This is a genomic window from Bacillus sp. I-2 (assembly GCF_001974945.1).
GTDB lineage: Bacteria > Bacillota > Bacilli > Bacillales > Bacillaceae > Bacillus > Bacillus safensis.
Window position 1 is genome coordinate 88,502 of the sequence record NZ_LZRW01000042.1, and the last position, 14,984, is coordinate 103,485.

General features: G+C 44.5%; 16 protein-coding genes. 6 read left to right on the forward strand and 10 right to left on the reverse strand.

All coding sequences use genetic code 11. From position 1 onward, the window contains the following. The first annotated feature begins 24 nt into the window (after positions 1-24). From BAE31_RS11665 to BAE31_RS11690, 6 genes are all read left to right on the forward strand, one after another. Positions 25-1,257 carry an MFS transporter gene (locus BAE31_RS11665; RefSeq protein WP_076840497.1) on the forward strand — a complete coding sequence of 411 codons (1,233 nt, stop codon included), beginning with the start codon at positions 25-27 and terminating at the stop codon, positions 1,255-1,257. A gap of 149 nt (positions 1,258-1,406) precedes the next feature. After that, complete coding sequence (locus BAE31_RS11670) at positions 1,407-2,009, forward strand: type 2 periplasmic-binding domain-containing protein (protein WP_024423797.1); 603 nt, start codon at positions 1,407-1,409, stop codon at positions 2,007-2,009. Position 2,010: 1 nt separating this feature from the next. Then, entirely contained in the window at positions 2,011-2,718 is a 708-nt protein-coding gene (gene bacB, locus BAE31_RS11675) for a 3-((4R)-4-hydroxycyclohexa-1,5-dien-1-yl)-2-oxopropanoate isomerase (RefSeq protein WP_034281271.1), read from the forward strand. Beyond that, positions 2,715-3,476 carry a glucose 1-dehydrogenase gene (locus BAE31_RS11680; protein ID WP_034281272.1) on the forward strand — a complete coding sequence of 254 codons (762 nt, stop codon included), beginning with the start codon at positions 2,715-2,717 and terminating at the stop codon, positions 3,474-3,476. The genes bacB and BAE31_RS11680 overlap by 4 nt, the downstream gene beginning before the upstream one ends. A 15-nt stretch (positions 3,477-3,491) precedes the next feature. Next, complete coding sequence (gene bacD, locus BAE31_RS11685) at positions 3,492-4,913, forward strand: alanine--anticapsin ligase (RefSeq protein WP_076840498.1); 1,422 nt, start codon at positions 3,492-3,494, stop codon at positions 4,911-4,913. A gap of 17 nt (positions 4,914-4,930) precedes the next feature. Next, positions 4,931-6,124 carry a pyridoxal phosphate-dependent aminotransferase gene (locus BAE31_RS11690; RefSeq protein ID WP_076840629.1) on the forward strand — a complete coding sequence of 398 codons (1,194 nt, stop codon included), beginning with the start codon at positions 4,931-4,933 and terminating at the stop codon, positions 6,122-6,124. Between the two features lie 13 nt (positions 6,125-6,137). On the opposite strand, the gene BAE31_RS11695 is transcribed toward BAE31_RS11690, so the two are convergent. From BAE31_RS11695 to BAE31_RS11740, 10 genes are all read right to left on the reverse strand, one after another. Further along, a complete protein-coding gene (locus tag BAE31_RS11695) occupies positions 6,138-6,929 on the reverse strand; it encodes an SDR family oxidoreductase (RefSeq protein WP_283936072.1) in 792 nt (263 codons plus the stop codon). A gap of 104 nt (positions 6,930-7,033) precedes the next feature. Then, positions 7,034-7,489, reverse strand: coding sequence for a dTDP-4-dehydrorhamnose 3,5-epimerase family protein (locus BAE31_RS11700; RefSeq protein WP_024423802.1), 456 nt, complete (start codon positions 7,487-7,489; stop codon positions 7,034-7,036). Next, positions 7,482-8,336 carry a dTDP-4-dehydrorhamnose reductase gene (gene rfbD / locus BAE31_RS11705; RefSeq protein WP_041108251.1) on the reverse strand — a complete coding sequence of 285 codons (855 nt, stop codon included), beginning with the start codon at positions 8,334-8,336 and terminating at the stop codon, positions 7,482-7,484. The genes BAE31_RS11700 and rfbD overlap by 8 nt, the downstream gene beginning before the upstream one ends. 3 nt (positions 8,337-8,339) lie before the next feature. Further along, complete coding sequence (gene rfbB, locus BAE31_RS11710; protein ID WP_041108257.1) at positions 8,340-9,305, reverse strand: dTDP-glucose 4,6-dehydratase; 966 nt, start codon at positions 9,303-9,305, stop codon at positions 8,340-8,342. Beyond that, positions 9,302-10,042 (reverse strand): sugar phosphate nucleotidyltransferase, encoded by a 741-nt coding sequence (locus BAE31_RS11715; RefSeq protein WP_076840499.1) that lies wholly within the window; start codon positions 10,040-10,042, stop codon positions 9,302-9,304. Before BAE31_RS11715 ends, rfbB begins: the two co-directional genes overlap by 4 nt. Before the next feature lie 2 nt (positions 10,043-10,044). Then, positions 10,045-11,073: a PseG/SpsG family protein gene (locus BAE31_RS11720; protein WP_076840500.1), complete on the reverse strand. Its 1,029-nt coding sequence runs from the start codon at positions 11,071-11,073 to the stop codon at positions 10,045-10,047. Then, positions 11,070-11,810 carry a cytidylyltransferase domain-containing protein gene (locus tag BAE31_RS11725; protein WP_076840501.1) on the reverse strand — a complete coding sequence of 247 codons (741 nt, stop codon included), beginning with the start codon at positions 11,808-11,810 and terminating at the stop codon, positions 11,070-11,072. Before BAE31_RS11725 ends, BAE31_RS11720 begins: the two co-directional genes overlap by 4 nt. Beyond that, positions 11,800-12,924 carry an N-acetylneuraminate synthase family protein gene (locus BAE31_RS11730; protein ID WP_041108266.1) on the reverse strand — a complete coding sequence of 375 codons (1,125 nt, stop codon included), beginning with the start codon at positions 12,922-12,924 and terminating at the stop codon, positions 11,800-11,802. Before BAE31_RS11730 ends, BAE31_RS11725 begins: the two co-directional genes overlap by 11 nt. Before the next feature lies 1 nt (position 12,925). Beyond that, positions 12,926-13,801, reverse strand: coding sequence for a GNAT family N-acetyltransferase (locus tag BAE31_RS11735; RefSeq protein WP_076840502.1), 876 nt, complete (start codon positions 13,799-13,801; stop codon positions 12,926-12,928). Next, positions 13,798-14,976, reverse strand: a complete 1,179-nt coding sequence (locus BAE31_RS11740) for a DegT/DnrJ/EryC1/StrS family aminotransferase (RefSeq protein ID WP_076840503.1) — start codon at positions 14,974-14,976, stop codon at positions 13,798-13,800. The genes BAE31_RS11735 and BAE31_RS11740 overlap by 4 nt, the downstream gene beginning before the upstream one ends. Positions 14,977-14,984: the final 8 nt, after the last annotated feature.

Consider the following 14,984-nt stretch of genomic DNA (forward strand, 5'->3'; position numbering starts at 1 on the left):
AAGCAAGTATGGAGGGATCACTTGATGAAAGAATCTTTAGACAGCCAGGCTTCTAAAACATTTCCCATCACACTTGCCATCGCACTCACACTTGGCGTTTTTGCTGCGGGATCGGAAGAGCTGGTGATTTCACCACTGCTGCCTGATTTATCAAACTCCTTTCAGCACTCTCTTGATGTTCTCGCTCTTTCCATCAGCATTTATGGGTTAGCTGTGCTGGTTGGAGCTCCGCTGCTCGTTCCTTTAGGGGACCGGTATTCAAGAGAGCTGTGTTTGATGATTGGGCTGTCTTTCTTTTTGGTTGGCACAGTGATGTGTGCTGCTGCCCCAAATTTGGCCGTGTTTTTTGCAGGCCGTGCTATTTCTGGGCTGGCGACTGGTGTATTTGTACCAACAGCCTATGCTCTTGTGGGCGACCGAGTTCCATACGAATATCGCGGCAAAGTGATGGGACTCATTGTATCGAGCTGGTCTCTTTCTCTTGTCCTTGGTGTGCCCATTGGCGCCTTTATCGGTCAAAGTTTGAACTGGCGCTGGACATTTTGGATTTTCGCCATGATGAGTCTCGTTGTCCTGCTGCTCGTCGTCCTTGAATCTCGAAAACAAGTCGCCACAGCTGATCCGAAGGCATCTCAAGCTAGGGAGAAATCAGGCTCTATATGGGGGGCTTTAAAAATCGACCGAGTCCCTGCCTATTTGACCGTGACATTTTGTAACATGCTTGGATTTTATGGCATGTACTCATTTTTAGGGGCTTACCTGCAAAGTCTGTTTTCCGGAGGTCAATCAACAGCTGGACTTCTGATCATGGCTTATGGCGTTGGTTTTTCCATGAGTATGTTTACCGGGAAATTAGCTGATTGGTTTGGCAAAACACGCTCACTTTTCTTTGTGCTGGGCGGCATTACGCTCGTTCTTGCCTTACTTCCTTATGCACCGTTCTCATGGACATTGCTCATTTTCGCTTTATTTATTTGGGGTGCCATGCAAAGTTTATCCGTCACGCTTTTGAGCACCGTCCTGAGCGACTGCTCTCAAACCCACCGAGGCAAAGTGATGGCTTTTTACAGCCTTGCTTCTAATCTTGCCGTGATGCTTGGGTCCGCTCTGATGGGACCTGTTTATGTCCATTTCGGCTATCATACGGTAGGGCTTGTATGTGCACTCATTACACTTGTTGGTTTTCTCATCAGCTTCGTCAGCTATAAACGCGAAAAAACCTTACAGCAGAAACATAAAAACACATTTGAAACGTGAGCTCATTTCACTGCACATCTCGATATGTGCAGTTTTTTAGATCAATTTTTAATATCATCGTAAAATACATTTTTTATAAATTTTGTTGACAATTGCCAATTTAATTTTTTATAATCTAGTAAAAATTTGAAAAAGATTGGATGGTAAACATGATCTTAAAGAATGATGTTTTTCATTTCAAAGAAGAGCCCATCGTTTCACCTAAGATGTTTACAGTCAATACATTAGGCCCTAAGGGGACAAGCAGTGAATATGCAGCAAAACATTTCATCTCTCATTCCACCACTACACTCGGCACCCATACGAAACTATCCCTTTACGACACATTCGAAACTTGCATTGAACATACTCTCTCTAACGCACTCCAATACACTCTCGTTCCACACGCATACGAAGGAATCAAACACTTCTACATGAGACCTGACCTACAGCTTTTACAAATATTCAGATGTGACACGCCCATGTATGGTTTGGCTGTCAGACCAGATTTCCCCTTTCAAGAACAAATGCTTCACCATTTAAAAATTGTTTCTCATCCTGCACCTGTGAATTTGATTCAATATTTTATTCATCAAAATGCTGAATTTGAGCTTGTCAATTCTACAAGTACAGCCGCACAAAAGGTAAGAGACGGCGAATTTGATTTCGCTTTAACCAATGAAGTGGCAAGAGCTACATACGGGCTCACCTTCATTCGAACATTTAAAAGCATTCCTATGAGCTGGTCTATATTCGGAAAAGGAGAGATGTAACATGACAACTGAACAAAAGGTGCAAGAATTATATTTTCCTCAAGCGAAAAAACGAGAATGGGATAATGGTGTCATCCAATATTCTACTGTCAGAGGCGATACGGAAGTGTTAATTTCATACGTCCCTCCTCACACGATCATCGAACCTCACGAGCATCCAGAAGCACAAATCGGCATCGTATTAAAAGGCGAGCTTCAAATGACGGTCGGCCAATCGACCCAATTGCTGACCCCATTAGAATCAGCCTATATTGCACCACCATTCGTTCCTCACGGCGCATCGAATCTGACAGATGAGGAAGTGATCGCCATTGATATTAAGAGATTAAAAGATGGCGAGGAATATACGGCTCCTCCTACTTATTTCTTAGACATTTTCAAAACGCGTGATTTACTTCCTGGCATGGAAGTGACTTTTTTTGTGGAGGACTGGATGGAGCTTATGATTGCCAACATTCCGGGAAATGGCGGGGAAATGCCTTTTCATAAGCACCGTAATGAACAAATTGGGATTTGCATTAGCGGTGGGTACGATATGACGATTGAAGGCTTTACAGAAAAGATGGAATTTGGCACGACTTACTTCTGTGATCCAAAAGAAGATCACGGCGCCATTAATCCAAAGCCAGAAGCATCAAAGTCTATTAATCTCTTCTTCCCTCCACGCTATAACCGCTTAAAGCCAAAAGCATCTAAGGTGAAGAAATGAACATTGCCGGAAAAGTCGTCCTGATTACAGGAGGTGCGTCTGGGATTGGGCTTGCCGCCGTCAAGCTTTTCCTTGAGCACGGAGCAAAAGTAGCAGTGGCTGATATCAATGAAGATAGCGGTAAACAACTCATTGAATCATTGCCTCATGAACATGCTGCGTTTTTCAAAACAGATATTACGAATGAGTCTGACTGTCAAAAAACCGTTCAATCCGTGCTGAGCCAATTCGGGACAATTGATGTTTTGATTAACAATGCAGGCATCGAAATTGTCTCACCTATTCACGAGATGACACTGGAGGATTGGAACCATATTCTACAGGTCAACCTGACTGGTGTATTTCTTATGAGTAAGCATACATTGCCCCATATGCTTGAGAAGAAAAGCGGAAGTATTATTAATACCGGATCTGTCGGAGGTCTCGTTGGCTGGCCTGACATTCCTGCATACAACGCAACAAAGGGCGGTGTCATCCAGCTCACCAAATCGATGGCGATCGACTATGCCGCTCATCAAATCAGGGTGAATTGTATCGCCCCAGGCATCATTGATACGCCATTAAATGAAAAATCCTTTTTAGACAATCATTCAGAAAGTCTTGAGGTTGTCAAAAAGGAAAAAGCAAAGGTGAATCCCTTGCTTCGTCTCGGAAAACCCGAAGAAATTGCGGGCGTGATGCTGTTTCTCGCCTCTGATCTATCCAGCTATATGACCGGAAGTGTTGTCACAGCAGATGGCGGATACACCGCTAGATAAAAAGGAGTGCTTTCATTGAGTAAAAAAACCGTACTTGTCATTGCTGACTTAGGAGGATGCCCGCCCCATATGTTTTATGAAAGCGTGGCGGCATCTTATCATATCGTTTCTTATATTCCGAGACCCTTTGCCATTACAAAGGGTCACGCTGAACTAATCGAAAAATACTCCATTGCCGTCATCAAAGATCGTGATTATTTTGAGACACACCCTTCTTTTGAACACCCTGATTCTATTTACTGGGCACATGATGATTATCTGAAATCAGAGGAAGAAGTGGTAGATGACCTAGTCCGTGTGGCTTCCTTTTTCAAAGCTGATGCCATCACCACCAATAATGAATTATTCATTGCACCAATGGCAAAAGCTGCTGAGCGGCTGGGGCTGCGCGGCGCTGGGGTAAAAGCAGCTGAAATGGCACGTGATAAAAGCCAAATGAGGGCTGCATTCAACGCTGCTGGTGTCAAAGCGGTGAAAACTCAGCCTGTCACGACTTTAGCTGATTTCCAGCAAGCTATTGAACATATCGGGACACCGCTTATTTTAAAGCCTACATATTTAGCAAGCTCTATTGGTGTGACCCTTTTTCATGACAGAGCCGGCAGTGATGATCTCTTTTTAAACGTACAATCCTATTTGCAAACGATTCCCGTCCCAAACGCTGTGACATATGAAGCGCCATTTGTCGCTGAAACGTACTTAGAGGGTGCTTACGAGGATTGGTATCAGGAGGGTGGCTATTCTGATTATGTCAGTGTAGAAGGGTTAGTCGTGGAGGGAGAATATATCCCTTTTGTCATACATGACAAGACCCCTCAAATCGGTTTTACAGAAACGGCTCATATTACTCCTTCGATCCTAGATAATGAAGCCCAGCAAATCATCATTGAAGCAGCTAAGAAGGCAAATGAAGGGCTGGGTCTTGAAAACTGTGCGACCCATACAGAGATCAAGCTCATGAAAAATCGAGAAACAGGACTGATCGAATCCGCAGCTAGATTTGCTGGCTGGAATATGATTCCGAATATCAAAAAAGTGTTTGGGGTGGATATGGTCAAGCTGCTGATCGATGTATTAGTCGATGGAAAAAAAGCGGAGCTGCCAAAAGAGCTGCTTTCTGGACATACGCATTATATTGCAGACTGCCATTTGTACCCTCAGCATTTCAAAGAAAGCGGGCACATACCGGCCGAGGCCACACATATCACCATTGATCATATCCATATTCCGCAGGATGCTTTAGTTGGAGATACTGTGATCGTCAGTAAATCCGTCCCGTCCAAAGGCACCTTTGTCGATCTATCTTTATTTGAAGCCTTTAACGGCATCGTGTCGCTTGAGTTAAAAGGGTCATCCTCACAGGATGTTGCCACATCCATCCGCAACTTACAGAAGCAAGCTGCCATTCATTTAATGGATGAATTAGTCAAGGGATAGAAAGAGAGGGTAACGTGGTGGAGATCTTACCATCTAACATGATTAAACGGCTGCCAGAACAGAAATTTGGAACCGTATTTGAGAAAATTGCGCAAAAAGCACAAAACGGAGCGAACATCATAAACCTTGGTCAGGGAAATCCCGATCTTCCTACTCCTGCACATATCGTAAGCGCCCTTCAAGAGGCAGCAGCCACTTTGCAATTTCAGCAATATGCACCTTTTAGAGGCTTCGACTTTTTCAAGCAAGCCATTGCAGATTTCTACAAAAAGGAGTTCGGCACTGAGATAGACCCACAGAAAGAAGTTGCTCTTTTCAATGGAGGGAAAACAGGCCTTTATGTCATGAGTCAGTGTCTGCTTGACCCTGGGGACGTTGCCCTCATCCCCGATCCAGGATACCCAGAATATCATTCTGGGATCTTGATGGCAGACGCTAAGCCCTACTGCATCAAACTTGAATCGAAAAATGGCTATTTGCCGAATCTCTCTTCAATTGATCCAGAGGTGCTCAAAAAGGCAAAGGTTCTTTTCTTAAATTATCCGAATAACCCAACAGGTGCTGTGGCAAATGATGCATTTTTTGAAGAGGCTGCTGATTTTGCATCGGCTCACGGACTGCATGTCATTCATGATTTTGCCTATGGTTCATTTCATTATGAGCAAAAACCAGTAAGCTTTCTGAAGGCTCCTCTTGGGAAAAGCGTAGGAGTGGAATTATATTCTCTATCCAAAACATTTAATATGGCAGGATGGAGAGTCGCTTTTGCTGTAGGTAATGAGGACATCATCCAAGCCATTAATGCCTTCCAAGACCATGTGTTTGTCAGTATGTATGGCGGATTTCAACAAGCCGCAACCGTCGCCTTGCAAAGTGATGACCGTCACATACAATCATTAAAAGAGGTCTACCTTGAACGAATTCACTTCTTCATCCGTCAGGCCGAAAAGCAGCTAGGATGGTCCATCGAACATCCAGCTGGTGCCTTTTATTTATGGGCTCCAATCCCTGATGATTTTGAACATTCTCATGCATTTGCTGACTATTTACTCGAACATACTGATGTTGTTGTCACGCCTGGGGGTGTGTTTGGAGCACATGGTAGGCGTCATGTCCGCATCTCAATGGTTGCTCCAATTGAACAGCTTGCCCTGTTTATCGACCGGCTTCGCATCCTACCGATTCGCTTTAATCAAAAAACCCGCATATAGCGGGTTTTTGATATTATATACTTTTCATCGAACCACCATCGACGGATATTTGTTGTCCTGTAAGATAGGAGGCTTCCTCTGATGCGATAAAAGCGGCCAATGAAGCCATTTCACTCGCTGACCCCACTCTTTTCATTGGAATTCCTGACGCTACAGCCTGTACAGCTTCTTCCCGCGATAATGCCTGTTTACGCATCATGTTTCCGATAAATTGTTCGTACCGATCTGTAGCAATAAATCCCGGGTTTAAACAATTCACTGTGATCCCTGAAGGTGCAAGCTGTGTGGCAGCATTTTTACTAGCATTAATAATCGCTGCATTCATCATACTGTTCGTAAACATTTGGTCGCCAGGTTCCTTCCATAGGTTCCCGACAATTTGAATGATCCGGCCATATTCATGTCGTTTCATCACCGCAGCCGCACGCTTCATCGTATCAATGTACGCAATGGCTTTTTGAGAAAATGCTGCCATCATCTGCTCACTGTCACATGAATCAAAGGTATCCGGCATCCCCCCTGGAATGTTATTAATCAACACATCCAGTCTGCCAAACTCTTTTTCTATTTTCGTAAAAGCCTCAGCCCTCACCCCTTCATCTGACATGTCCCCACAGAAAAGAGCCACCTGCTCCTTTGTTTCTGCCATACGCCCAATGTGCTGCTGCGCTTCTTCTAGCGAGGATTGATTTCTAGAATTGATGATGACCTTTACATTGTCTTGAGCGGCAAGCTTTACGGCGATGGCCTTTCCAATCCCTGTACTTGCTCCTGTTACAAACGCAATTCTTTTAGACAAACTCATCCACATCCCTTTTCTTATCAGCTTCGTACATATACATAAAATGACACATATAGAATGTATTTCAACAAAAAAAGACCTTTCTCCTGCGAAAGGCCCCCCGTTCTCTATTTAAATGTCGTTTCCCAATTAAACCCGATCGTTTCGTCATTCCAAGCGATCCTCTTTTCATCTGGGTTTTTCGGGTCATACGATTCTGTTGTGAAATACACAATTTGCAGCGGCGTCTCACCTAGTACACGGTAGCCATGCGCGACACCCTTTGGGATGAGTAGCAGCATCGGATTGTCTTCCCCCATATAATACACATCGGTTTGCCCCTTTGTGGGAGAGTCCTCTCGCAAATCATATAACACGACCTGTGCATGACCTGCCGGGAAGAACCAAACGTCGTCTTGTTTTTCATGATAATGAAAGGCTTTGATCACACCTGGAAAGCTTTTCGACCATGACGCCTGACCAAAGCGTTTCAGCATCGGTTCATCATCTCGAATGAGCTCTGCAAAAAAGCCGCGGTCATCACAATGTTTCATGAGTTTTTTCGTTTGAACACCATCAATCATGCTGTTGCCATCTCCCTTCTTTCTGCAAATATTCGTAAAGTGCATCCTTCCAATGCCTCGGCTGCCAGCCTGTGTCTTCAATCGCTTGAAGATCTAAAACAGAATAGGCTGGGCGAGGCGTTTGGAAGCCGTACTCTTCCGTGGAAATCGGCTCAATTGTGGCGGAAAGACCGCTTTTCATCACAATTTCTGACGCAAAATCAAACCAGGAACAGCTTTCTCGGTTACTGACATGGTACACGCCTGCCTTCTGATCAAACAAATGAATCAAGGCCTCGGCTGCATCCTTTGTATAAGTAGGAGACCCTATTTGATCGTTCACAATGCGCAAATGATCCTTCGTTTCAGCGACCCGAAGAATGGTATTCACAAAGTTATGCCCCTCATGTCCATAAAGCCACGAAGTACGAATGATTTTCACTTCGTCTGACACAAGCTGAATCAATTCCTCACCAAGCTTTTTACTCTTTCCATAAATGGTTTGAGGATCTGCTTGTGCATCGACTTGGTAAGGGGTGTCCGCCTGCCCGTCAAACACATAATCTGTACTGACATGTAACACATCAGCGCCTGCGCGCTTTGCTTCCAGGGCTGTATAGTAGGCGCCAATGCCATTCACAAGATACGCCTTTTCGGTTTCTGTTTCACATTGATCAACAGATGTATAGGCTGCTGCACTGACAACAATATCAGGCTGATAGTGTCTCATCGCATGTCTAACTGCCTGTTGGTCTGTGATATTGAGCATGTTCCTCGTTAAGGCAATGACGGTCATGTCTTTTTCTTTGAGCTGTCTGCTCAATTCTTTCCCTAATTGGCCGCCTGCACCGGTGATTAAAACTTTCATCCGTCACCCTTCTTCGCTCTGATCATATTTGGTTCGATACCAATTGATCGTTTTTTCGATACCTTCTTCAAATGACGTCTCCTGCGTCCAGCCGAGCTCTCCTTTTAGCTTACTGGCATCAATGGCATACCGTCTGTCATGTCCTTTTCGGTCTTGAATAAACGCAATTTGATCATGACTGATTCCGAGCTGCGATAGAATCGTTTTGGTTAAATCGAGATTTGTTTTCTCATTGCCGCCACCAATATTGTATACCTGCCCGGCTGTGCCGTTTTCGAGCACCTTCTTCACAGCTCTCGCATGGTCCTCTACATACAGCCAATCGCGAATTTGCCGGCCGTCTCCATAAATCGGGATTTTCTCTCCATTGACTGCTTTTCTAATAATGGTCGGTATTAATTTTTCCTCATGCTGATACGGTCCGTAATTGTTGCTGCATCGTGTAATCATCGCAGGTAATTGGTGAGTGTGGATATAGGATTTCACAAGCAGGTCTGAACTCGCCTTGCTTGCTGAATAAGGATTATTCGGTGAAAGTGGTGTTTGTTCTGTGAAAGCAGGATCATCTGGCTCCAAATCTCCATATACTTCATCTGTTGAAATATGAATGAGCTTTTTCGCCTTTCCTTTTAAGACCGCTTCAAGCATACGATACGTTCCGAGGACATTTGTTTGAATAAAAGGCTCTGCCGATTCAATGCTGCGATCAACATGCGATTCTGCCGCAAAATGAATGATCGCATCATAGACTTCGTCAAATGCTTGATCCAGCTCATGCTGAAGGGTAATATCCCCTTGAATAAACCGAAAATGAGACAACTTTAATAATTCTTCCATCTCGTCTGGATGACTGGCATATGTTAATTTATCAAAAACGGTGAGCCTGACATTTGTATCCTGAAGCAGCAGCTTCACAAAATTCAGTCCGATAAAACCCGCTCCGCCTGTAATTAAATAAGACTTCGTCATTCGGATCCCTCTTTTTTCTTCATCGTTTCAAACATTTTCACAGATGCTTCGTGGAGAGATTCATGTGTTCCTGCATCAATCCACCACCCTTTTAACATATCATAGGTCAGCTGGCTATTTGAGATATAGAGATTGTTCACGTCTGTAATCTCTAATTCGCCTCGATCTGACGGCGAGATTCTCTCAATATATTGAAAGACTTCTTGATCATAAAAATAGATGCCCGTGACGCAGTAAGATGAGCGCGGATACTCCGGCTTTTCTTCTATTGATAAAATCCGTTGACACGTGGCATCAATTTCTGCAATGCCAAACCGGTTTGGATCTGTCACTTCTTTCAACAAAACCTTGGCTCCTCTATCTTGCCGCTGAAAGGCTTCAACAAAAGGGCTTAGCGAATCCTCAAATACATTATCACCAAGCATCAGCACAAACTTTTCCTCTTCTACAAAGAGCTTTGCATAGGATAAACCGTCTGATATCCCAGACGCTTCAGGCTGTACCTGATATACGATGTTCATCCCCAGTTCCTGATCGCTTTCAAGCAGCTTTTGAAACAACGGGATTTGTTCTTCTTGTGATATGACCATCACATCTAAAATCCCTGCTTCCTTCAATTTGAACAATGACCAATAAATCATTGGATATGGACCAACCGGCAATAAATGTTTATTGAAAATCTTCGTTAAAGGCGCCAGTCGTGATCCCTTTCCTCCAGCTAAAATAACTCCCTTCACATCTACACATCCTTATAGTCTTTTTGGTGATGATTCATGAGGTGTATAAGAATGTTTTTCACTCGTTCAGTTCCTTTTCCATCAATAAGTGTCCGTCCATTGAGATGGATGCTCCTGCGGAGAAAGTAGCTGCTGGACAGTCTTTCCACAGCACACCGTATATCTTTTTCATCCACAAGTTCACCTAATCCAAGATGGTGACACGCTCCCTTTTGCGCAAAACGAGCGGCTGTCACTGCTTGATGGTCGACTTGTGAAAGGACAATGCTGGGCACTCCGATACAAACTGCCTCGTATAATGTCATCCCGCCAGCAACTATTGCCAGATCAGCTTCCGAGAGACGCGCAGGTAATTGATCTGTATGACGAATGAATTGAATATGCTCAGCCTCTATTTGTTCCTCAATGCGGGAGGCTTTTCCTGTAACCGCTAAAATGTGTAAGTGGTCCGCTTCGAGAATTGCTGATACAGCCTTTGATAACAATCCGCGCGGGTCACTGCCCCCAAGGCTGATGACCACCTTTTTGCATTCTTTTCGAACCTCATATGTGTCTTTTAATCGGCTTATCTCTTGATCTAACAATAAATAAGGTGTTCCATAAAAATATTCTGTCCCATCTACTTGCATGTGCTTTTCGTCCAGCCCGCCATAAATGCCGTTCACGACAGCATCGGCAAGCTGACAGGCTTCTGCTCTTTTTTCTTCGAATAAGACCAGCCTGGCAGAGCTGGAGGATGCTTTGACTAATTGAAGAAATTGGAGGTCACAATCAAGTACATCAATCAGCAGAAGATCTGGATTCAGCTCTTTTATGTCCTGCTCCATCTGAAGGAATGCCCTCGACTCCTGCACCAAATGAACGTGCCAATCTGGACCTGAGAGCATTTCTACACAGATCTGTTCATTTGTATAGAAAAATATGTCGTTTCCTTCTTGAAGCAGTTGATTTGCCAGCCGTTTCATTCTGACGACATGACCCATCCCTCTTAAAAACCCACCGTACACAACAATCATGATTTTCTTGTTCATTCAGCATCCTTCTGTTTCACAAATTGATTCAGCCGAACAATATCAGGATCTTGTTCGCAAATGGTGATGAGCTCAGCCGTAGGCACAGCAATGGAGCCACCAGCTTTCTCTAGTAAACGGGTCGCAAACACATAATCTTCTTCTGTATCAATCGTGAATCGATAAGCAGGATATGCAAGTTCTTTGGGCGGTGTGAATAATTGCTGGTGAAATTGCTCAGGATGCTTTCTGATATAGAGCGTGACATGCTCACGCTCTGGCTGCGTAAGGGGAAAATTTTCGATTTCACTTAAAATCTGTGCGTTGATCATTTCCCCGGAAATACCGAGTGGCGTCCCAGCCGTATACGTGTAATCAGCCTTCGCTTGCCTATGTTTTTCAAGCATTTTCGACAAAAGGACTGGATCTATAAATGGGTTATCTCCCGTTAAACGCACAATGGTTTGCGGTTTAAAATGACGGACAATCTGCGCAAATCGCTGCAGTACATCCGTCTCACTTCCACGAAATACTTTATAGCCCTTGGAGAGACAATAATGGGCCAGCTGATCATCTTCTGCCTCAACTGTTGTGGCGATCATGAGGTTCTGCGTTTTGTGATTGTAATGATCTGATTGCTTTACTCGTTCAACAATCAGGTCGATCAGCGCCATACCGCCGATCGGTTTCATCACCTTTTTTGGCAGCCTTGTTGAGCCCATTCTCGCCTGTATGACAAAAAGGACATCATTGATCATTTGGCGTCTCCTTCATGAGTACATCTTTCCACGAAACCCCTGTATGGGCTGGGATATCTCTGACAGCCTTTGCGCCAAGTAAAACCGCCATATACCTTGGATGCAGACCTTGGCTTTTTTGTCCTGGACGTAACACGGCTAGATTTTCTGCGGTCAAAGTCTCACCCTTTGCAATGCCTTTTGTCGTAAAAATGCCTCGATACGCAAATTCACGAATCTTGCCTTCAATGGCTGTTGTCGTTTTATAAGAACTGCCAAGGAGCTCTTCTGGCACTGAATGAATGTCAGCTTCTGTTAAATTCCGCTGCTTTTCTGCCGCTCGAATATGCTGAACCATTTCCTTCAATTCATCAGGATCAAGCGCAAAGGAATGATCAGCCCCAGGTAACGTTTTATCGACTGTAAAATGCTTTTCAATGATTGCTGCCCCAAGCTTCACAGCAGCTACAGGCGCTTCAGTTGGATGCTCACTATGATCAGAAAAGCCAATGACTGCCTCTGGAAATGCCGCAGCTAAGGTTTGAAGCACGCGCAGATTCGTGTAAGCTCTAGGTGCTGGATACTTTGCTACGCAATGCATGATAGCGACCTGCTGATTTTGCTCGCTTGTAATCGCCTCGTATGCTTCATGGACATCCGAAATGGTTGCCCCGGCAGTTGAGAATATGATGGGCTTTTGAAAAGATGCCGTGTGACGCATAAGAGGCAAATGATTGATTTCATAGGATGCCAGTTTGAAAGCCGGCGGATCGGTTTGATTCAATAGATCCGCAGATTCTTCGTCACACACTGTGCTTAAAAATATCAGCCCTTTTTCCGCGCAACGTGACAATAACACCGGGAGCCATTCTGGCGGCAGCTCCATTTGTTCCACTAAAGAAAAAATAGACACCTCTTCCCCCTTGGCTGTTTCGTACAAACCCGGTTCCTTTTGATACATCCGATCAGCTTGAAACATTTGAAACTTCACCGCATCGGCACCTGCTTCCTTTGCCACATCAATTAAAGCAAGCGCCTGATCCAGCTTTCCATCATGGTTAATGCCTGCCTCTGCAATGATAAAGACAGGCGCACCATCCCCTACTTTGCGATCTCCGATATAGAAATGCGCCATCTTACCTCTCTCCTTTTTTCGGCCACACATGGTAATACAAGAAGGCATTTTTTGTTCTAAAGCCTAGCTTTTCGTACAGCTGAATCGCGGTTGTGTTATGCATCTGAGTTCCGGCAGACATAAACCGATGCCCTCTCTCATAAGAGGCTTCTATTATCGCCATCACGAGCTTTTTTCCGATCCCTTTTCCTTGTGCATCCGGTCTAATGGACAATAAATCAAGCACTAGTTCATCGCCCTTTGTTACCCCTTGAATCAAACCAATGACTTCATCGTTCACCTTTGCTGCGAGATTGATATCTGCACGTCCGAGTAAATTGTTTCTCATCCATTCCTGAAAGAAATGCTGGACGACATTCAGATCTAAAAAAGGATCAAGTGCGTACCGGCTTTTCACAAACGCCTGATGAGCAAGTGACACCGCCTCATCGTAATCCTTTTCATCCGGCAGACTAATAACCACATCATCACCTGTTGATGGAAGCTCCATTTGAACAGGCGGCGCCTCAAGACGAGTGAGACCGCCCACATAGTACACATGTGACAGCCTTTGGACGATGCGGTTTTTTACAAGGTCAGACGCTTCAAGACGTAAAAAGAAAAAATCGCATTTTTCTGTTCTCATCCAATTGATGAAGCGCTCCATCAATTCTTGAAAAGCAGACGCTGACTCCGCTTCCACAAACTTCACATGAAAAATATGCTGATCAAAAATGCCGCTTTCCCATTTTGACCATTCATATAACAGGACTGCTTTGAGCTGGGCGCCATTAACAAGAGCAAACTGCTTGAAGCCGTTCATTTGTTCCGCTTGTTGACCGTATTTCTCCAGCCAAGCAGCGAGCACCTGATCATCTACAGCATGAACGACCTTCATGATGATGCCCTCTGTTCTTTTAAAATAGACAACACCGCTGTGATAACATCCTGCACATCTTCATCTGTCATACTCGGATAGAGCGGCAGTGAGAGCGTCTGCTTGTAGTATGTGAGTGACTCAGGGAAATCCTCGGGTGAATAGTGATACGTTTGTTGATAGTATGGATGCAAGTGAACAGGGATAAAGTGAACACTCGTGCCGATTTTATATTCTTTTTGCAGCTGATCAATCAGTTCATCCCGCGTGATGAATGCTTCTTTTGGGTTCACTTGCAGTACATACAAATGCCATGCATGTCTTCCTTCTTGATGCACAGGCGGCAGAATCAGACCCGCTTCTTTTTGAAAAGCCTGATTGTATGCTTTCGCAATTTGTTCTCTCCGTGCCTGCATGTCATCCAGACGGCTTAGCTGAACAAGCCCTAACGATGCCTGCACGTCAAACATGTTCATTTTATAGCCTGGTTCCTCGACCTCGTAATACCACGTTCCTTTTTCTCCATAACGATTCCACGCTCCCTTGCTCATCCCATGGAGCGCTAGTCTTCTTATTCGAGCCGCAAGCGCATCATCATTTGTTGTCAGCATGCCGCCTTCACCAGTCGCTAGGTTTTTCGTTGCATAAAAGCTAAAAGCGGTCGCATCACCAATGGATCCAACGGGCTGACCGTGGTACGTTGCGTAAAGAGCGTGGGCAGCATCTTCAAGTACAAATAGATCATACTTTTTGGCAATCGCTAAAATTCGGTCCATATCGCACGATTGACCGGCAAAGTGAACAGGAACAATCGCTTTTGTATGTGGTGTAATGGCCGCTTCTAGTTTCTCTGCATCCAGGTTGAGTGTCGCTGGATCAATATCGACAAATACAGGCGCTGCCCCCGTATGGATAATCGTATTAGCTGTTGCGCAGAATGTCAGAGGGGTTGTAATCACCTCATCCCCAGCCCCAATCCCTCTTGCCTTTAATGCTAAAAATAAAGCAGCCGTACATGAATTGACAGCGATCGCATGTTTTGCACCTGTCAGCTGCTGAAATTCTTCTTCAAACTGTCTTACTTTTGGTCCAGTTGACAGCCAGCCGGACTTTAATGTTCCAATGACTTCATCAATTTCCTCCTGCTCAATGAAAGGCAGAGCATAAGGAAGAAATTGTGCTCTCTTTTTTCCCATATCGCTTG